Raw genomic sequence first — 18,812 nt, 5'->3', positions numbered from 1 at the left:
ATTGTGTATAACACATAATCACAATATTAGGTTTCGTTATCATTATTCAATGGCGAGTTATTACTCAAGTGTAATTTTACTCCATGATTCATACATTTTTACAGCGCTTGAAAAGTCACTGTCTTTTTCTGCTAAATCACTAGATGCTTGAATTAAGCTTTGAGTAAGCGCAATCACGGGTGCAGAAAGTTTAGCCTCACGAATCAAGTCTAAAGCAATACCGGTATCTTTGGCTAGCAATGGTAGGGCAAAGGTTAGAGGGAAACTACGATTTAAAATACGCTGTGGTAAAACAGTTTTGGTTACACCGCTTTTACCACTGGATGCATTAATACAATCCAGTGCTTCATTCAAGTTTACACCATGTGCTTTGAGCGCAGTAAAACCTTCTGCCACTGAACATAGATTTACAGCCAATAACATATTGTTAACGGCTTTAACCGCAAATCCTGCACCCGGGCCACCGACATGTTTGATCAGTTTACCAAAGGCCTGTATTGCAGGCAGAGCTTGTTCGAAAGCACTCGCTTCTCCGCCAATCATTACCGTTAAGGTCGCATTTTCTGCACCAATGGTCTGACCACTGACTGGTGCATCAAGGAAATCGACATTTTGTGTTTTAAGCAGCTTTGCCAGATTTTTTGCAGATTCAGGAACACCACTGGTGCAATCTACCCATACAGCACCGGATTTAATCTGTACCGTTGCAATAAGTTCTTCCACTTCATTGCTGGTCGGTAAGCAGGAAAAAATGATGTCTGCCTGAACTGCCTGTTCAAGTTCAACAGCCTGAGTGCCAAATTCAGTTGCATGCTGGTTGGCTTTTTCGAAATTACGATTCCATACATAGACCGTGTCGAAATGTTGAGGTAAATGTGCTGCCATACGGTAACCCATAGCACCTAAGCCGATAAATGCAACTGACTGAATCATGATATGTCCTTTATATTTTACTTGATCTGTGTTTTAGCCAGTTGGTCATAAATGGCCAGAATTCATTGGCACTAGATTGACTCGACATCAACCCTAAATGACCACCCGGAATAAGAGTAAACGTGACATCCTGGCTATTTGTCAATTCAATTAAAGGCTTAACCGCCTCTACAGATACGATTTGGTCGCTACGACCCGCACCCACCAGTACGGAGCACTCAATATTGTTTAATTCGATATTCTTATCTTGCAATTGTATAACGCCATTTTTTAGCGGATTTTGTAGCCAGACATTAAAAATCATATCCTGATTGATCCCGCCAGGATAATCCATCATACGGTTCAGGAAATGTCCCATAGTGGCATGTTCGTATAAAGCTTGCGGGTTATCAAGGTTCGCTAAAAACTGCTTTTGGCTTTGTACCCATCCTATAGGATCAATAATTTTAAAACCGAAAGCATTCAGGAATCCCGGAGTATGGAGCAGAGATTTGGGTAAAGTTTCAGAATAGATCTTGTTTTGTAGCACTTTGTTTTTAGCAATGAGTTGATTGGTCTTTTGAAATAGTTTACCAATACGGCCGGAAGCATAACTGTCCACCGGACTACCCAGTACAATCAGGTTTTTGACAAAATTTGGTTGTTGTAATGCGGTATACAGCATCACAAATACACCCGCCATACTCCAGCCATGCAGGGAAATTTCATCGCTGCTAGAATGCTGACGAATTTGTGTAATGCAATGAGGAATGGCATCGTCAATAAATGACATAAAATTGAGTGAGCGATCTTTATAGTTATATTGACCCCATTCGATTAAATAGACATCAAAACCACTATGCTGAAAGTGCTTTACCAATGAGCGATAAGGGTATAAGTCATAAATTGCCATGTTAATTGCAAGCGGGGCCACAAAGACTAACGGTTCTTTATATTGTTTATCTGGTGAAGCGTAATAACGTAGGCGAGTGTGTTTATATTCTGCAATGATTTCATAGGGTGTAGTTTGCGATAAAACCAGCGATTTTGAATTGAACAAACTTGTTGACAGATTTTTGAGTTTGCTTTTATGTTTGGCAATTCTATTTTTAACTTGAATCATTGCTGAGGTTACTAACATTAGGTGGATTGATCGAAGTGTAGGCGATATTTATGCATTATACCTTGACCTTAAATGCTATAGGCGCTCAAAATGTTGGCAATTATTAGCAACGGCAGTCCAGGACTAGGTAGAGAAGATGAGCCAACAAGACGACATTGAATACCAATTAGATACTTTAGCCATTCGTACAGGTCATACACGTAGTTTTGAAGGTGAGCACGGCGAGCCAATTTTCCTGACCTCTTCATTTGTATATGAAGATGCAGCAGAAGCAGCCGCTAAATTTTCAGGTCAGGAACCGGGAAATATTTATTCGCGTTTTACCAATCCGACTGTAGCGATGTTCGAAAAACGTTTAGCTGCCTTGGAAGGTGCTGAACGTGCTGTAGCAACCAGTTCGGGTATGGCAGCAATTATGGCTGTTGCAATGTCATATTTGAAAATGGGCGATCATGTGATCTGTTCACGTGCAGTATTTGGTTCGACTGTATCTTTGTTCGAAAAATATGTGGTTAAATTTGGTGTAAGTGTTGATTTTGTTGATTTGACAGATTTGCAAGCATGGAAAAATGCCATCAAACCTGAAACTAAATTATTGTTTGTCGAATCTCCATCCAACCCGCTTGCTGAAGTTGCCGATGTTCAAGCCTTGGCAGATATTGCCCATGCGAATGGTGCATTACTTGCAATTGATAACAGCTTCTGTACGCCAGTATTGCAACAACCGATTAAATTTGGTGCGGACTTGGTGGTTTATTCAGCGACTAAATATCTCGATGGTCAAGGTCGTGCACTTGGCGGTGCTGTGGTGGGTAATCATCAGCTGCTTGAAGAAGTATTTGGTTATGTGCGTACCACCGGTCCATCAATGAGTCCATTTAATGCTTGGGTGTTCTTGAAAGGCTTGGAAACTTTACGTTTACGTATGCGTGAACATTCTGCAAATGCACAAAAACTGGCTGAATTCTTGAATAACCACGAAAAAGTTGAAAAAGTGTATTATGCCGGTTTACCTTCACATGTTGGTCATGATCTTGCAGCCAAACAGCAAACAGGTTTTAGCGGTATTGTTTCGTTTGAAGTAAAAGGTGGTCGTGAAGGGGCTTGGAAAGTTATCGACAACACCCAGTTTATTTCGATTACCGGTAATTTAGGTGATGCGAAATCGACAATTACTCACCCAGCCACCACAACTCACGGTAAACTCTCAGCAGAAGCGAAAGAAGCTGCCGGTATTCGTGAGGGTTTAATTCGCGTATCTGTTGGTTTAGAAGATATTGATGATATTATTCGCGACATTAGTCGTGGTTTAGATTTAATCTAATTTTTTATAGATATTAATTTAGAAATTGATTGTTCGGAGAATTTTATGAACATTAATATGTTGATGCAGCAAGCACAGCGCATGCAGAAAGATGTTGAAAACAATGTGAAAAAGGCTAAAGAAGAGCTTGCTCAAACTGAAGTTCATGCTGAATCAGGCGGCGGTTTGGTGAAAGTCACCATGACTTGCCGTAACGTGGTAAAACGTATCGAAATCAGTCCTGAGCTTTTGCAAGATGATGCAGATATGATTGAAGACCTGATTGCGGCTGCAATGAATGATGCTGCACGTCAGGCTGAAGCGGTTTCTGAAGAACGCATGAAAGCGGCTAACTCGGGTATGGGCTTGCCACCTGGCCTTGCTGGCTTATTCTAAGGAATACATTTAGTGTTTAGTGATCGATTTGATCAGCTGGTACAAGCATTACGCATTTTGCCAAGTGTTGGGCCGAAATCGGCTCAGCGCATGGCATTGCACCTCATCATGAAAAATAGGGAAGGTGCAGTCGGCTTGGCACATGCGTTAAACGAAGCAACCACTTATATTCATGAATGTAGCATTTGTCATTCACTGACTGAAAATGAAGTCTGTGATATTTGCTTGTCCAATGAGCGCGATGATCAGCTGTTATGTGTAGTGGAATCGCCTGCAGATGTCATGGCGATTGAGCAAAGCGGCAGTTTTCGTGGTAAGTACCATGTACTGGGTGGGCATTTGTCGCCGCTGGATGGGATCGGTCCGGAAGAAATTGGAATTCCGTATTTAATTCAGCGCTTGAGCAAAGGCAATGTTTCTGAAGTGATACTGGCAACCAATGCAACCGTGGAAGGTCAGGCGACTGCGCATTATTTGGTAGAAGCCACCAAACATTTGCCTGTACAAATGACCCGGATTGCTCAAGGTGTTCCGCAAGGGGGTGAGCTTGAATATGTAGATAGCCATACCTTAAGTCAGGCGGTCCATAATCGTATGCGGATGAAATAAGTACTTAGGTGCTTATTTTATCATTTAAGGAGTAAACCGAGACTTTAGTCACGTTTGCTTGATTGAAATCTAAACTTATATAAAAAACATATAAAAAAAGATTGTTATTTAAAAGAAACACCTAAATTAAAGCAATATATTTTATAAACGCAAATTTTGTTATATCTAAATGTTATATATCGGTTAATATACTTTTTAAAAGAATCTGCTTTTAGACTCGGTAATATGTTTCACTTCATTCAGCAACAAAAAGACTTAGAAAATATTTTACATTTGATGAGTCAGACCTCCATTTATGGATTAGACACAGAATTTATCAAAGTCGATACCCTGTGGCCTAAATTAGGGGTATTTCAAATTAATGTTGCAGGTCAAATCTTTTTGCTCGATGGGACAAGTTTGGATTTGTCTGCATTTTGGGAAAAATTATTTCAAGCACAGCAAAATGTCTTCCATGCCTGTAGTGAAGATATTGATTTAATTTACCACTATGCACAGCAAAAAAGCCTAAGCAATGTTTTTGATACCCAAGTGGGCTTGTCTTTTCTTGGGCATGGACTTCAAGTCAGTTATCAAAATGCGTTGAAACAAATGCTTGATGTCGATATTGACAAAGATCAGACGCGATCTGATTGGCTAGCGCGCCCGCTTAGTCCGGAGCAGTTGACGTATGCCGCCAATGATGTACTTTATTTAATGAATTTATCCAATAAAATTCAGCATAAATTAACTGAGAAAAATTTACTTGAGTTTGCACTCGAAGATTGCCGTCATCTGACCCATGAAATTGGGCAAGAAACCCCATTAGATTTGCTTTACCATGATGTAGGCAATTATCGACACTCACGCCGTCAACTGATGCAGTTACAGCAACTGGCGGTGTGGCGTGAACAGATGGTCAAAGCGTTAAATTATCCGCGTAGCTTTATTTTGAAGAATTCAACCATGATTGATTTGGTGGAAAAGAATCCACGTAATCATTTTCAGTTATCAGGAATTAAAGATATTCGTCAGAATATTGTGCGTGATCACGGGAAGACCATTCTGGATTTATTGAAATTCTTGCCTGAGCAGGCGGAATGGCCACTTCGCATGGCACGTCCAATTCGTCATTCATCCAAAGATATTGGTGAAAAGGTCGATAAAGTCATTGAAACTGTAGTAGAAGAAACCACCGTACCGAAAGAAGTACTGATGCGTAAAAAATGGCTGAATGCACTGTATCAACATGTCGTTTTTCATAATGACGAACAGGATTTGCCTGCCTATCTTTTGGGTTGGCGTTATGATCTGTTAACCAAGCCATTAATTGATGTTCTGCATGCTGACGAGCAATATCTATCTACCCAAATGAAGGTGACAGAATAATTTTCAAACAGATTGATTAAAGAATTATCGTTTATACAAAATCAAGACTGATGCGTTAATAATCACTAATGTATCGGTCTTTTTTTTGCTGTATGCTTAAGCCAAGTTTTATGAGTACTGTTTCAACTATGCATTGTTCAATTTTCAAATCTAGCAAAAAAGATGAAATGTATCTTTACATTGCCCGTCCTGAGCCAACTGAAAACGAAGCTGAAGCAGCAAGTCCGCTTGAGGTATTGCCTGAACCGATGCGTGTTGCATTCGGTCGTGCGACCTTTGTGATGGATTTAGAGCTCTCTGAGAACCGTAAATTGGCACGTGTAAATGTGTTGCATGTGATTGATTCAATTAAAACCAAAGGCTTTTTTATTCAAGTGCCGCCAGAAGGTCTGATCAATCCTAATCAAGCTGCCCCAGAAGGGTTACGTGGTGCCTAAAGTCGATTCAGGAGTTGCACGATGAATAGTTTTCTTTCACTACTAGATTCAATTCCTGAAGACAGCATCGCTGTCACGGTTTATGTATTGGGAAGTATTATTATTCTTTGGGCTTGGTATGCGATTGCAAAACGTTTACCTCAACCTTTGGGTGGAATCACATGGATCGTTGGATTTGCGATTTTACTTACGCCTACGGTGTCTGAAGGGAATAATGCTTCCATCGCCCCGGCAATTTTTGGGCTGTTATTTGGCGTTTTAACCAAAGAAACTGCTTTGGTCTGGTCAAATGCTTCCCTTATCTTATTTGTTGTGGGACTGGGTCTGGTGGTTGGCTATTTATGGTCAAGATACACCGCCAACAAAGCAAAATTTGTAGTCAACAAAAATAGTTCACCGCTTTAAGTAAAACAATAAGGTTAAATTATGTCTGTGGATACTCAACAATTTTCTGGTACAGCTCAGTACATTGCGACTGATAGTTTAAAACTTGCTGTAAAAGCTGCACGCGCACTGCAAAAACCGCTTTTGGTTAAAGGTGAGCCGGGCACAGGTAAAACTTTACTTGCAGAACAGGTCGCTGAAAGTTTGGGTTTAAAATTGCTTACCTGGCACATTAAATCCACCACCAAAGCCCAGCAAGGATTATATGAATACGATGCAGTCTCACGCTTGCGTGATAGCCAACTGGGCGATGATCGTGTTTATGATATTAAAAACTATATTAAACCTGGAAAATTGTGGGAAGCATTCACCAGTGAAGAGCGCTGTGTATTGTTAATTGATGAAATTGACAAGGCAGACATCGAGTTTCCAAACGATTTATTGCATGAACTGGATAAAATGTCGTTCTTTGTTTATGAAACAGGGGAAACGATTACCGCGACACAACGTCCAATCGTAATTATTACTTCAAACAATGAGAAGGAGTTGCCGGATGCATTCTTGCGCCGTTGTTTCTTCCATTATATTGAATTTCCTGATGAAGCGACCATGCGTGAAATTATTGATGTGCATTTTCCGCAAGTCTCTACGGCTTTAGTTAATGAAGCATTGCAAGTATTCTTCAAGCTGCGCCAAATTCCGGGATTAAAGAAACCGCCGTCAACGTCTGAACTGATTGACTGGTTAAGCTTGTTGATGGCAGATGACATGCCTGAAGATGTTCTGCGTAATCATGATAAATCGAAAGCGATTCCACCACTTTATGGTGCGCTGATTAAAAACGAGCAAGATGTGCAATTGCTTGAACGTTTAGCCTTTATGTCACGCCGTTAAGGGAGAAACACGCATGTTTGTGCGATTGTTTTATACTTTGCGACGTTACGGCGTACCCGTTTCAACACGTGAACTGATTGATCTGAATGAAGCAGTTGCTTCAGGTCTGGTTTTTGCAGATCAGGACGAATTCTATCAACTGGCAAAAACCATCATGGTCAAAGATGAGCGTTTCTTTGACAAGTTTGACCGTGCCATGAAAGATTACTTTGATGGCATCTCGACGTTTGATCTGGATGATTTGCTCAATCAAGTCCATAAACTGCCGAAAGACTGGTTCGACCTGGAACTGCTGGAAAAACATCTCACCCCAGAACAACGCGAAGAGCTGAAAAAAGCCGGTTCCCTTGAAGAGCTGATGAAAATGCTGGAAGAGCGTCTTCGTGAACAGCACAAGAAGCACCAGGGGGGCAACAAGATGATTGGTACTGGTGGTATATCGCCATTCGGTGCCTATGGTGATCATCCTGAAGGTGTACGTATTGGCGGCCCGGGACGTAAACGCTCTGCTGTTAAAGTCTGGGAACAGCGTAAATACCAAAATCTCGATGACGAACAGATTTTAGGTACACGTCAAATGCAAATGGCACTCCGTCGTTTACGTAAGTTTGCCCGTCAGGGTGCTGCTGAAGAACTAGATATTAATAGCACCATTCGTGAAACGGCCAAGCAGGGTATTTTAGACGTACAACTGGTTCCAGAACGACGTAACCGTATTAAAGTTCTGATGTTGTTCGATGTTGGCGGATCAATGGATTCACACATTGCGCAATGTGAAAAACTGTTCAGCGCAGCCAAAACAGAATTTAAGACTTTAGAGTATTTTTATTTCCATAATTGTCTGTACGATTATGTGTGGAAGGACAATATCCGCCGAACTAACACACGCATGAACACCTGGGATTTATTTAATACCTATGGCCGGGACTATCGGGTCATTGTGGTGGGCGATGCCAGTATGGCACCTTATGAGCTAAGCTCGGTCGGTGGTTCGGTTGAATATATGAACGATGAAGCGGGCAATGTCTGGTTGCAGCGCTTACGTCAACATTTTGAAAAGACCGCATGGCTCAATCCTGAAGAAGACCGTTATTGGCATTACACCCATACCATTGGTCAAGTTAAGCAGATTTTTGAGAACCATATGTATCCAATGACCTTGAAAGGCGTGGAAGATATGACAAAATATTTAGCTCGTTAAGCATAATAAAACTCAATGAGCCGGCAGGGCATGGTCTGGACACTTCTATGCATTCAGCCACTTTAACTTTGGGCAAACCGAGTCAATTGCATGGTATGGCCTGTTATTTCCTTGAAGATGAACAAGGTGAGCCATTGCCGGTCCATTCAATTGCTTCTGGTCTGGATTAGCCGGGTGTAGGTCCACAGCACAGCTTCTTGAAAGACTTGGGACGCGTGGAATACTCAACTACAACAGATCAAGAATGTCTGGATGCCTTTATGATATTGTCATGTTTAGAAGGTATTGTTCCTGCTCTAGAAAGTTCACACGCGGTGGTATGGGCGATACGTGAAGCACCAAAAATGACCAAAGATGTGAAAATTGTCGTGAACTTATCCGGTCGTGGGGATAAAGACTCAGATTATGTTGCAGAAAAATTGGGTTTAAACTAGTTGATATTTTCTTCTCCCTTTGAGAGAGAATTTAATCTGTATATTGAGTTATAAAAAACCTCTCGTAATGAGAGGTTTTTTTATGGGCATTCATTAGTTTTAAAAGATTAACTGGCAATATATTGTTGAAGCTGGTCAATCAATTTACGCTGATCATCCATGACGGCTTTAACCAGGTCTCCAATAGAAATCAAGCCAACAAGTTTGTCATTTTCAACCACAGGAAGATGACGTAAATGGCGATCTGTCATGAGGCCCAAGCAATCTTCAACACTGGTTGATTTGGTAACTGTTAATACTTTTGCAGTCATAATTTCACTGACTGAAGTTTCTTTAGAGGTTCGTTCCATCAACATAACCTTACGTGTGTAATCACGCTCGGAAAGAATGCCGACTACTTTATCTTGGTCAGTGACCACAACTGCACCAATGCCTTTATCTGCCATAAGTGAAATTGCTTCAAGTACAGTTGCTTCCGGACTGATCGTAAAAATGGTTTGTTCAATTTTGTCCTGAATAACTTGTGCTACATTGGTCATTTACTGTCATCCTTTATTGTTTGTTATTTGACATTAAACTTAGCGCGAAATGAGAAAAATGCAAATACTTTTCAAGTCAGAAACTTAATTTTATATTTTTCTCTATTTCGCTCTAACAGTTTGCACGACTGCCTAAGCAGGTTGCAAAGATTCAGAGAAAAAGAAATGACGCATTTGTTGAGTGGTCAATTTAAATTTTCGACTTGAAGAATTACATAATGCAGGAGTGACTTTTAAACGCGTTAATGTCGGCAGCAATGATTCTTGAAAATCATGAGAGGTGATTTTACGCGGCGTATAGTCTGGCCAATGTAATTCAGCATACTTATGTGCTTGAACACTGTTCAGCCAAAATGGAAAAATATAGTCTTCATGGTCAGACATCATTGCCCAACCTTGTTGGTGATATAAACCCCAGAGTACACCACAGTACATCATTGACTTTAAAATTGTGATTTTAAAAAACAAGTCTTTAGGAACAGGGTGTAAAGATTTAATTCGATTCATACCAAAAGCATCTAGTGACTTCAGGTGCTATTGTAGGAAATTTAGATTAAAGTTCAGTGTAAGCTTTGAGAAACTATGTAAGGAAATATATATTTAAAAACAATAGGCATTAAAAAACGCCCCCTTGGTGACGTTTTATTAAGCTTGCATAGTGGCTAAATTCTGCCAATATTGGGCTTTTAGCGAGTCTCGTTCTACACGGAAACCTTGATAATAAAGTTCTGCCAGAAACAATGCTGCTTTACCATGCCCAGCACGAGCGACATCTTCCAATTTTTTAACCGCATCTGCAAAATTCATTTGTGATTGAATAGTATTTACTGCATCTGCATATGCATGTTCTAAGTCTTGGTGAGAGAGTTGTTGAATCATATTAAACTCCTTATTGTAATTATGATTGCTAAAGCTAAGACTTTTAAGTTCGTCTTGATACTAATTTAACTAGCTATTGTTAAAGTAATATTACAATCCATCTTAATTGTCAAACAATATATGTGGGTCATTCCTGTTAATTCAAGTTTACATGATTAAACAATGTACAAAATGATTTTTTATTAATATGGATATACGGAAAATCGTAACTATAAGGAGAATAACATGACAAAAACATTAGATGGTTTGAATTTTGATTTGCCTCCAACAGCTACTCAAATTGTTGAACTCGCTCATCAACATCGTAAAAATTTAGATGAAGCAGTTTTTCACCAGGAGATTCATTTAGGCGATTTTTGTTTAGCTCAGCGTAAAAGAGTTTACGACTTTACTCGCCAGTTAAGTCCTCAGCAGCGTGAAGAATTTTATGATGTTTATAATGGCGAGTTAAAGCGTGTCGCGGATGACGATGAACTGCATCCAGTTGATTCGGAAAGAGGGGTCGGAGTTTTTGCCATTGCGCTTGTGTTAGGGATTATTGCGTTAGTACTTTACTTTGCCGTGATCAGAAACGTAATAGGATAAGTAATTGACGATTGCTCAATTTCTGCTACAAGTGCTTTGAAATTGAGCAAATCTGCTTGTACTTATTTTTAGCGCATCCTACACTACCTTGAGTTCGAGGTAGGTTATGCATATTGCTATACAAAAAATTGTTCAATTAAAATCTGAAATAAAGCTGGAAAATGTTTATAACGTACTCATTGTTACCATTATTGCCATTATTTTAACGCTGGCTTTAGTTGCCCTGCACCGACCAATTTCAGTTTCAAAATTTGAAAATATTGTGAAACTTTCATCTCAAGCCAATTATCCTGATACCCAAGAAATGGCTTTGTACCTGATGCAGCAGCCTCAGGTTCCTTATGCTCAATACTTTAAATTGATGCAGGCGTATCAGTTGGAAATGAAACGGGCGCATCAATTACCTCCTTTGCAGGCGGAACAATAATTGTTTTAGGAATCTGTTCGATTGAAGGCGCTGAAAGCTTAGGTACATCTGGAAGCAGATTTTGATTAAGGGCTACTTCCAGAGCTGCTTTATCGAGTTTTTCATTGACTACAATGATGGTCAAGCGTTCGGGGTGCAGATGCTTACGGATTGCATCTTGGATATCTTGGGCGGTAATTTTCTCTAATAATTTTGGATAATCATTTAGATAACTAGCTGCCTGATTATAAAAACCTATTGAGCCTAACTGAGCATTAATATTGGCATTACTACTATAATTATTCGGAAAAGCTCGTAACATGCCTGCTTTGGTTTCTTCCAGCTGTTTTTGATCAATCGGTTGCTTTACAAAATTGACCAAAGCTTGATGAGCAACTTGTATGCTGTCGAGTAGTTGGTCTTGTCGTGTTGAGTAACTTAAACTAAAAGTGCCCGGAACCTGGCTAAATGAAAATGAGCTATAAGCTCCATAAGTGTATCCACGTTTCACCCGCAGTTCTTTCATCAGTACGGAATTGAATCCGCTCCCACCCAACATTTGATTGGCAACTTCTAAAGCTAAACGATCTGGATCAAATCGTGTGGTGCCCAAATGCCCCATAATCACATGCGCTTGACTAGAATTAAAATTAAGGTGGCGAATATCAAAATTTGATTTGTCGAGTGGTTGAGCCAGCGGCTTGGCTTTTTGCCCCTGTTTTAGGTTTCCTGCAATGCGTTCAGAAAGTTGTAAGGCTTCTTTGGCGCTGAGCTGACCGGTAATGGCGATATTCAGATTTTGTGCCACCAGAAATTGATCACTAAATTGTTTCAGTTGTACTGGAGTGATTTTACTGATGCTGCGTTGTGTGCCGGTAATCGGTTCTGCGTAGGGATGTTTCCCATACAAAGCACGATAAAACTGAACATTCATCATCCGGCTCGGACTTTCCTGAATCTGCTTTTGACCAACTTGAGTATTACTTAACACCAAATTAATACTCGATTTTTTAAAAGTGGAATGATTTAAAATTTCCATCATCATGCCTAATGCCGGCTCAAGTTTTTTCGGATCTGAGAGCACCCTTAGTTTTATAACGAACATATCCCGATAAGCTTGGGCACTAAATTGGGCACCGACTTGTTCAAAAGCATTGGCAATTTCGTTAGCAGTATATTTTTCTGTGCCTTCATCAATCAGCTTTGCTGCCATATTGGCAACTCCATACAAACCTGGAGCGATCTCTTCATCCCGTGCAGCACCCGCATTAAAGGTCAGCTGAATATCGACTATAGGTAAAGCTTTCGACTCTACAAACAAGCTACGAACTTTATAGCGATTTTTTAGTTCATGAACGTAAGGCGCATTAAATTGAAGTTGTTTATTATTAATTTTTAAGCTTTGTAATAGGGGAATCGAGGTTAAATAATTCGGATTATCATCGTTCATGTTATTTAAATTGACCTCGGCAATTGTTGATTGGGCACAGATAATTGAGCCGAGTAAAACGATAGGGTGTAGCTTTAACATGTAAAATTCCGTTATTGTGCATTATTTTCGGGAGAAAGATATAAAGTGCTGAGATTGTCGCGGGTAAAATAAATATTCGCCACGCGTTGAATATCTTGAGGGCTTACGGTTTCAAAATGCTTTGGAAGCTCATCCATTAAGCGAAAACTTAAACCATTGATTTCTAAGTTGCCAATCATTTTGGTTTGTCCGGCAATATCGTCTTGGCTGTAGATTAGATTAGCCACGAATCTAGCCGTCACCCGTTCAACTTCTTCGGGTTTGATGAGTTCAGTCTTTAATAAATCAATTTCACTTTGAATGGCTTTTTCAGCCTCTTGCAAACTTACACCCTCCACAGGCAATGCGGAAATACTGAGTAAGCTGTCTCCGCGACTATAAGGATCGTAAGAAACGCTGATTGCGGTCAAAATTTTCTTGTCGCGGACCAATCGGTCTTGCAGTCGAGAGGAAATACCACTATCTAACAGGTTTTTAATAATCGTCAGCGCATAAGCATCTTGCGGATTTTTGGCGGTTACCAGTGAACGGACATTCCATGCCATATATAAATTCGGTACTTGTACTGGTAGGCTGAGTTCCATATGACGATAACCCACTCGGTCAAATTCCAATACGTCATTTCTTGGCGGTATTTTTCTGCCCGGGATGTCGCCAAAATACTTTTGTACTTGTAATAAAGTGCTTTCAGAATCCACATCACCGACAATAATCAATATTGCATTATTGGGGGTATACCAGTCGCGATACCATTTTTTCACATCCTCAAGCTGAATATTTTGAAGATTCTTCATATAGCCAATGACAGGTTGTCGGTAATGACTGGTTGGATAAGCAATCCATTTGAAGCGTTCGAAAGCGAGAGATCTGGGATTGTCATCTGTACGTAAGCGCCGTTCTTCCATGACTACTTTAATTTCCGGATCATAGTCTTGCTGCCGTAACAGCAGGTTGCTCATACGATCCGCTTCCAGCTCTAAAGCCATCGGTAAATAGGTTTTTGGATAAAGCTGATAATAGTTGGTGTAATTGGTAAAGGTTGAGGCATTTACGCTTCCACCATAAATGCGACTTAAACGGGTAAACTCGTCATTCGGAACTTTATTGGTTCCTTTAAACATCATGTGTTCTAGAACATGGGAAATTCCCAATAAATTCCCTGATTCATCGCTGCTTCCCACGCCGTACCAAATTTGCGTCATGACCATGGGGGAGCGATGATCTTCACGAATAATCACTTTTAAGCCATTTTTAAGCGTAGTTTCAAAGGTGGTACGCGCTAATTCACTGCGGGTCTCGGCATGAAGCCATCCACTTTGTAGTGAAAGCAGAACTAAGCTTAGGGATAAAATATGTTTTTTTAGAAAAGACCGCTTTGGGAAAATTGAGTAATAACTTTTCAGCACAAGATTTACCAAAGTGATTAATTGTATTTATGATTATTTTTAAGAAATTATGCTTTGAAAGCAAGGTCAAGTTGTTCGTTTTTGGTGTGTTGTACGTCTACTGGGGATTGCAAAGGAAATCTATGCTAGAATCCTTGTTTTTCAACGCAATGCTTTTCAAGGATTCGGCATGCAACAGCAATCTAATGGGCAAAATAAATTTTTGATTGATGCTGATATCGGGGATGACGATGTCACTTTACCGAATTTACCTGCGGTAAATGTACCTATTGTTGAAACTCCAAAACAAGAACAAACAACTGTTTCTGCGCCTGTAGCCACAGAAACTGAGCAAGATGATGCATCTAAGAGTGGCTTTTTTAGCCGCATGAAAGTCGGCTTAACCAAAACTCGTAAAAACCTTGCCGATGGCATGGTGAATATTCTGATCGGTGGTAAAGAAATCGATGATGAATTATTAGAGGAAGTGGAAGAGCAACTACTGGTTGCAGATATCGGTGTTGACGCGACTAAAACTATTATTGCGAATTTAACCGAGCGTACTACGCGTGGTGATTTGATCTATTCACATTCATTGTATAAAGCTTTGCAAGAAGAATTAGTGGCGATTCTGGCTCCACGTGTCAAGCCTTTACACATTGATCCAAATAAAGCGCCGTTCGTTATTTTAGTGGTGGGTGTCAATGGTGTTGGCAAAACCACGACCATTGGTAAACTGGCAAAACGATTACAAGGTGAAGGCAAGAAAGTCATGTTGGCAGCGGGTGATACTTTCCGTGCTGCAGCGACAGAACAGCTTCAAATTTGGGGTGAGCGTAATAATATTGCAGTGGTATCGCAAGGTCATGGTGCAGATAGTGCTTCGGTCATTTTTGATGCCTTTGAAAGTGCACGTGCTAAAGGTATCGATGTACTTATTGCTGATACTGCAGGGCGTCTACATAATAAAAGCCACTTGATGCAAGAACTCACCAAAGTTAAACGCGTAATGCAAAAAATTGATGCAACTGCACCGCATGAAATCATGTTGGTGGTTGATGCCGGCACAGGTCAAAATGCGATTAGTCAAGTCGAAATGTTTGATGAGGCTGTTGGCCTAACCGGACTTACCATTACTAAACTTGATGGTACGGCTAAGGGTGGTGTGCTGTTTAATATTGCCAGTCGTACCCATGTGCCGATTCGTTTTATTGGTGTAGGTGAAAAAATCGACGATTTACGTCCATTCTCGGCAAAATCGTTTGTTGCAGCATTATTTGAAACAGAAAAGTAAAATGCTTGATGTTTCACATAAACTCCGCCAAGTGCGGAGTTTGTTGTTTTTAAGCTAATTGTTTGATTTAAAAAACAACATCTAAAAATAAATTATTCAAAGAAGTCTTCTGGAAACGATTAGCATCAACAGATATTAAAAACTTGGACATTCGTATTATTGGGGAGTACTGCTGTGGCATTGTTAGAAAAAATTGGGCATGTCCTGAAGTCAGATATCACCAAAGATTTTAAGCTTAAAAAAAGAGCTGCTGAAGAAATAGAGCAATTAACTTTTGTTGATCATTTGAAAAAACGTCGCAGCATCTATGTGCTTGGGAAGAAGGTTCATTATAGTCAAGCCTATTTGGCAGAACTGATTCAGGAAGCGGTACGAAGTTGTCCATCGGCCTTAAATTCTCAAAGTTCACGAATTATGGTGCTATTTGGTGAGTCTCATGAAAAGTTTTGGGACATTGTTAAAGAAGTACAACGCAAATTGGTTGCAGTGCATGTTTTTGCCGGTACAGAATTGAAGATAGAGCAGTGTGCCGCAGGTTTTGGTACGGTACTTTTTTATGAAGATCAGCAAACCATTCAGCGACTACAAAAGAAAATCCCGTTCAATGCGGGTGATTTTCCAGTTTGGTCAGAACAGACTTCAGGTATGGCGCAATATGCAGTATGGACGGCCTTGGCTGATTCGGGGATTGGAGCTTGCCTGCAGCACTATAATCCGAGTATAGATTCAGCAGTTGCAGACTATTTTAATATAGACGCATCGTGGTTGCTTCGAGCACAACTGGTTTTTGGTTCAATTGAACAGGAAGCTGACTTTAAACATCATCCACAAGATGGCGAACGATTTAGAATACTGGTCTAATCGATACTATAAGCAAATAAAGCACCTACTATCGGTGCTTTTATATTTTTTACATCAGCATAAAATTCAGAAATATTTCATAAAATTGTTCTATAAATAAAACACAATGTCACTTTTTTAGTCATGTACTCATTATGGAATTAACATAAGATAAACTCATCCTAATAATGTTTAACAAAAATCAGAGGGAATTAAATCATGTCATTTCTAGATCAAATGAAACAACGCCGCAGCATTTACTCAATCGGTAAAAATATTCCATTGGCACAAGATAAAATCGAAGAAATTATTAAAGATGCGGTACGCAATAGTCCATCTGCTTTTAATTCGCAAACCTCACGTATTGTTACCCTTTATGGAGAATCACATACCAAGTTTTGGAATATCGTGCGTGAAACACTCCGTAAAATGGTGCCAGAAGACGCCTTTGAAAAAACTGATACAAAAATTAATAGTTTTGCAGCAGGTTATGGCACCGTTTTATTTTATGAAGATCAAGATGTAGTGAAGTCGTTGCAAGAGCAGTTTGCACTATATGCAGATCATTTCCCCGCATGGTCAGAGCATTCCACCGGTATTGCACAGTTTGCGGTATGGACAGCATTGGCAGAACACCATATAGGGGCTTCATTACAGCACTATCATCCTGTAATTGATGAAGAAGTTGCCCAAACTTTTGATATTCCTAAGAACTGGAAATTACGTGCTCAGCTGGTGTTTGGTTCAATTGAGGCACCTGCCGGAGAGAAAACCTTTATGGATGATAAGCTACGCTTTAAGACATTTAACTAAGCATTTCTTTACTTAAAGGCAAAAAGAGCGTTATTGAACGCTCTTTTTTATGCCACAAAAAATCTTAACTTCATATCTGTGAAATTGAAAAGCTTATCTCAACAAAGTCTTGAAGATACGGGATATTGAAAATAGTTTTGTCATAAAATCGTCATTTATACATTGCATAGTGCAACTGAATTTTAACAATCAAAGAAGAGAAAGCAGAATGGCTTTTAGATTAACTTTTGCTGCGGCTGTATTGATAATCAGTGGTACTGCATTTTCAGCAGTCACGATTACAGCACCTGAAGAAATTAAAATTCTTGCGGTAAATGATCAGGAAGTTAATACAGGATTATTTCGTTCGGACAATAATCAATATAAAGTCGATACTGGCGAGAGTAGTATCAGTGTGCGTTACACCCAGTATTTTGAGCATTTAAACGGTGAACACGATATTGTTAAGTCGGGTGTGGTGACTTTAAAAACGCCGTTTTTAACAGATGGTGAAAATTACCGATTAGATTTAGTAAATGCACCAACCAGTTTTGAAGCTGCAAAAAAATATGCTGAACAACCTGTGGTGGCTTTATTCAATAAAAATAAACAAATGCTGGTTCAACAAAGTGGTGCAAATACAGAACAAAAACCTTGGTTAGGAAAGGGTATCTTTGCAAAAGCCGCAGATTTAACTCAAAAGAAATCAACACCAGTCAATCAGCCAGCTCCAGTTTATACACAGGCAGCAGTTGTTTCAGGTGCTGCCTCACTAGCTAATTTAAATTCTAGCAATACAGCAGATCAACAACTGATTCAGCTTTGGAAAAATGCAAATAAAGCCGAACGTCAAAGATTTATGAGGTGGTTGGCTGAACAAGCGAACTAATGCATAGGTTCATTCATTTAAAAGAAAAGCTAGCTTAATGCTAGTTTTTCTTTTTAGAGCTACAGTTGTGAGCTAGAAATTACTCCTTTTTAGATGAGAATGGGTAGAAAAAGATTTAAAAAGTGAGAAAAACTGCATTTTGGTTTAAAAAATAAACAGTCGGTTCTATTTTTAAGTTATTTTGATAAATAGGGGTTGCACCCCTCGAGAAACTGTATAGAATACGCAGCATCCCGACGCGATACAGCAAACGAACTGAGCTGATTTGGTTAAGTTGTTTATTTTATTGCGTTGAAACTTGTCTCTGACGAAGAGCAAGATAGATCATTAAGAGATTATGAAGAACAACTTGTGTGGATTTTTACTGGTTGATTGATCGAAATTATTTTCATTGATTGATGGTAAGAATTACTCGAAGTTTATTTGAGAAATATTTGTCAGAAAATTGATGAGCCAAGATTGGTGCCCTTTAAGGCACTAAGCAATATTAAACTGAAGAGTTTGATCATGGCTCAGATTGAACGCTGGCGGCAGGCTTAACACATGCAAGTCGAGCGGGGAAATGTAGCTTGCTACATTACCTAGCGGCGGACGGGTGAGTAATGCTTAGG

At 39.7% G+C, this 18,812-nt stretch carries 21 protein-coding genes, 1 rRNA gene and 1 pseudogene; 16 read left to right on the top strand and 7 right to left on the bottom strand.

What is annotated here, in order from left to right; genetic code table 11:
- Nucleotides 1-60: 60 nt before the first annotated feature.
- Complete coding sequence (locus E0H89_RS02935) at nucleotides 61-933, bottom strand: NAD(P)-dependent oxidoreductase (protein ID WP_131214352.1); 873 nt, start codon at nucleotides 931-933, stop codon at nucleotides 61-63.
- Nucleotides 934-943: 10 nt separating this feature from the next.
- Nucleotides 944-2,035: an alpha/beta fold hydrolase gene (locus tag E0H89_RS02930; RefSeq protein WP_131214660.1), complete on the bottom strand. Its 1,092-nt coding sequence runs from the start codon at nucleotides 2,033-2,035 to the stop codon at nucleotides 944-946.
- A 136-nt stretch (nucleotides 2,036-2,171) separates the two neighbouring features.
- Here E0H89_RS02930 and E0H89_RS02925 point away from each other — a divergent pair, with 136 nt between their 5' ends.
- The 9 genes and pseudogenes from E0H89_RS02925 to E0H89_RS02885 form a co-directional block, all read left to right on the top strand.
- Nucleotides 2,172-3,359: an O-succinylhomoserine sulfhydrylase gene (locus E0H89_RS02925; protein ID WP_131214351.1), complete on the top strand. Its 1,188-nt coding sequence runs from the start codon at nucleotides 2,172-2,174 to the stop codon at nucleotides 3,357-3,359.
- Nucleotides 3,360-3,404: 45 nt separating this feature from the next.
- Entirely contained in the window at nucleotides 3,405-3,734 is a 330-nt protein-coding gene (locus E0H89_RS02920) for a YbaB/EbfC family nucleoid-associated protein (protein WP_131214350.1), read from the top strand.
- Nucleotides 3,735-3,746: 12 nt separating this feature from the next.
- Nucleotides 3,747-4,343, top strand: coding sequence for a recombination mediator RecR (gene recR / locus E0H89_RS02915; RefSeq protein ID WP_131214349.1), 597 nt, complete (start codon nucleotides 3,747-3,749; stop codon nucleotides 4,341-4,343).
- 225 nt (nucleotides 4,344-4,568) lie between these two features.
- Nucleotides 4,569-5,711, top strand: coding sequence for a ribonuclease D (locus E0H89_RS02910; RefSeq protein ID WP_131214348.1), 1,143 nt, complete (start codon nucleotides 4,569-4,571; stop codon nucleotides 5,709-5,711).
- Between the two features lie 128 nt (nucleotides 5,712-5,839).
- The gene (locus tag E0H89_RS02905) at nucleotides 5,840-6,148 is read left to right on the top strand and encodes a YcgL domain-containing protein (protein ID WP_131214658.1); all 309 of its coding nucleotides are present in this window, start codon (nucleotides 5,840-5,842) and stop codon (nucleotides 6,146-6,148) included.
- A gap of 21 nt (nucleotides 6,149-6,169) precedes the next feature.
- A complete protein-coding gene (locus E0H89_RS02900; protein WP_131214347.1) occupies nucleotides 6,170-6,553 on the top strand; it encodes a hypothetical protein in 384 nt (127 codons plus the stop codon).
- 21 nt (nucleotides 6,554-6,574) lie between these two features.
- The gene (locus E0H89_RS02895) at nucleotides 6,575-7,426 is read left to right on the top strand and encodes an AAA family ATPase (protein ID WP_131214346.1); all 852 of its coding nucleotides are present in this window, start codon (nucleotides 6,575-6,577) and stop codon (nucleotides 7,424-7,426) included.
- 13 nt (nucleotides 7,427-7,439) lie between these two features.
- Nucleotides 7,440-8,627, top strand: a complete 1,188-nt coding sequence (locus E0H89_RS02890; protein ID WP_131214345.1) for a vWA domain-containing protein — start codon at nucleotides 7,440-7,442, stop codon at nucleotides 8,625-8,627.
- 17 nt (nucleotides 8,628-8,644) lie between these two features.
- A pseudogene (locus E0H89_RS02885) lies at nucleotides 8,645-9,061 on the top strand (tryptophan synthase subunit beta); the annotation flags it as partial.
- 107 nt (nucleotides 9,062-9,168) lie between these two features.
- Here the strand turns inward: E0H89_RS02885 and E0H89_RS02880 are convergent.
- From E0H89_RS02880 to E0H89_RS02870, 3 genes are all read right to left on the bottom strand, one after another.
- Nucleotides 9,169-9,600, bottom strand: coding sequence for a CBS domain-containing protein (locus tag E0H89_RS02880; RefSeq protein WP_131214344.1), 432 nt, complete (start codon nucleotides 9,598-9,600; stop codon nucleotides 9,169-9,171).
- A 132-nt stretch (nucleotides 9,601-9,732) separates the two neighbouring features.
- Nucleotides 9,733-10,107: a DUF2750 domain-containing protein gene (locus E0H89_RS02875; protein WP_131214343.1), complete on the bottom strand. Its 375-nt coding sequence runs from the start codon at nucleotides 10,105-10,107 to the stop codon at nucleotides 9,733-9,735.
- 138 nt (nucleotides 10,108-10,245) lie between these two features.
- Complete coding sequence (locus tag E0H89_RS02870; protein ID WP_131214342.1) at nucleotides 10,246-10,479, bottom strand: SEL1-like repeat protein; 234 nt, start codon at nucleotides 10,477-10,479, stop codon at nucleotides 10,246-10,248.
- A 225-nt stretch (nucleotides 10,480-10,704) separates the two neighbouring features.
- Here E0H89_RS02870 and E0H89_RS02865 point away from each other — a divergent pair, with 225 nt between their 5' ends.
- Together E0H89_RS02865 and E0H89_RS02860 are read left to right on the top strand one after the other, a co-directional pair.
- Nucleotides 10,705-11,064 (top strand): hypothetical protein, encoded by a 360-nt coding sequence (locus E0H89_RS02865; RefSeq protein ID WP_131214341.1) that lies wholly within the window; start codon nucleotides 10,705-10,707, stop codon nucleotides 11,062-11,064.
- 106 nt (nucleotides 11,065-11,170) lie between these two features.
- Complete coding sequence (locus tag E0H89_RS02860) at nucleotides 11,171-11,491, top strand: hypothetical protein (protein ID WP_131214340.1); 321 nt, start codon at nucleotides 11,171-11,173, stop codon at nucleotides 11,489-11,491.
- Here the strand turns inward: E0H89_RS02860 and E0H89_RS02855 are convergent.
- Together E0H89_RS02855 and E0H89_RS02850 are read right to left on the bottom strand one after the other, a co-directional pair.
- Nucleotides 11,418-13,001, bottom strand: coding sequence for an insulinase family protein (locus E0H89_RS02855; RefSeq protein WP_131214339.1), 1,584 nt, complete (start codon nucleotides 12,999-13,001; stop codon nucleotides 11,418-11,420). The genes E0H89_RS02860 and E0H89_RS02855 overlap by 74 nt on opposite strands.
- An 11-nt stretch (nucleotides 13,002-13,012) precedes the next feature.
- Nucleotides 13,013-14,353 (bottom strand): M16 family metallopeptidase, encoded by a 1,341-nt coding sequence (locus tag E0H89_RS02850; RefSeq protein WP_131214656.1) that lies wholly within the window; start codon nucleotides 14,351-14,353, stop codon nucleotides 13,013-13,015.
- Nucleotides 14,354-14,576: 223 nt separating this feature from the next.
- On the opposite strand from E0H89_RS02850, the gene ftsY reads away from it, so the two are divergent.
- The 5 genes from ftsY to E0H89_RS02825 all read left to right on the top strand — a co-directional run.
- The gene (ftsY, locus tag E0H89_RS02845) at nucleotides 14,577-15,680 is read left to right on the top strand and encodes a signal recognition particle-docking protein FtsY (protein WP_131214338.1); all 1,104 of its coding nucleotides are present in this window, start codon (nucleotides 14,577-14,579) and stop codon (nucleotides 15,678-15,680) included.
- Between the two features lie 174 nt (nucleotides 15,681-15,854).
- Complete coding sequence (locus E0H89_RS02840) at nucleotides 15,855-16,541, top strand: nitroreductase family protein (protein ID WP_131214337.1); 687 nt, start codon at nucleotides 15,855-15,857, stop codon at nucleotides 16,539-16,541.
- 198 nt (nucleotides 16,542-16,739) lie between these two features.
- Entirely contained in the window at nucleotides 16,740-17,333 is a 594-nt protein-coding gene (locus E0H89_RS02835; RefSeq protein WP_131214336.1) for a nitroreductase family protein, read from the top strand.
- 208 nt (nucleotides 17,334-17,541) lie between these two features.
- Entirely contained in the window at nucleotides 17,542-18,201 is a 660-nt protein-coding gene (locus tag E0H89_RS02830; protein ID WP_131214335.1) for a DUF2057 domain-containing protein, read from the top strand.
- Nucleotides 18,202-18,690: 489 nt separating this feature from the next.
- Nucleotides 18,691-18,812, top strand: a 16S ribosomal RNA gene (locus E0H89_RS02825); the annotation flags it as partial.

The organism is Acinetobacter sp. ANC 3781, from assembly GCF_004331285.1.
GTDB lineage: Bacteria > Pseudomonadota > Gammaproteobacteria > Pseudomonadales > Moraxellaceae > Acinetobacter.
Note: the sequence above shows the minus strand (reverse complement) of the source record. Positions and strands in the feature narration are given on the sequence as shown.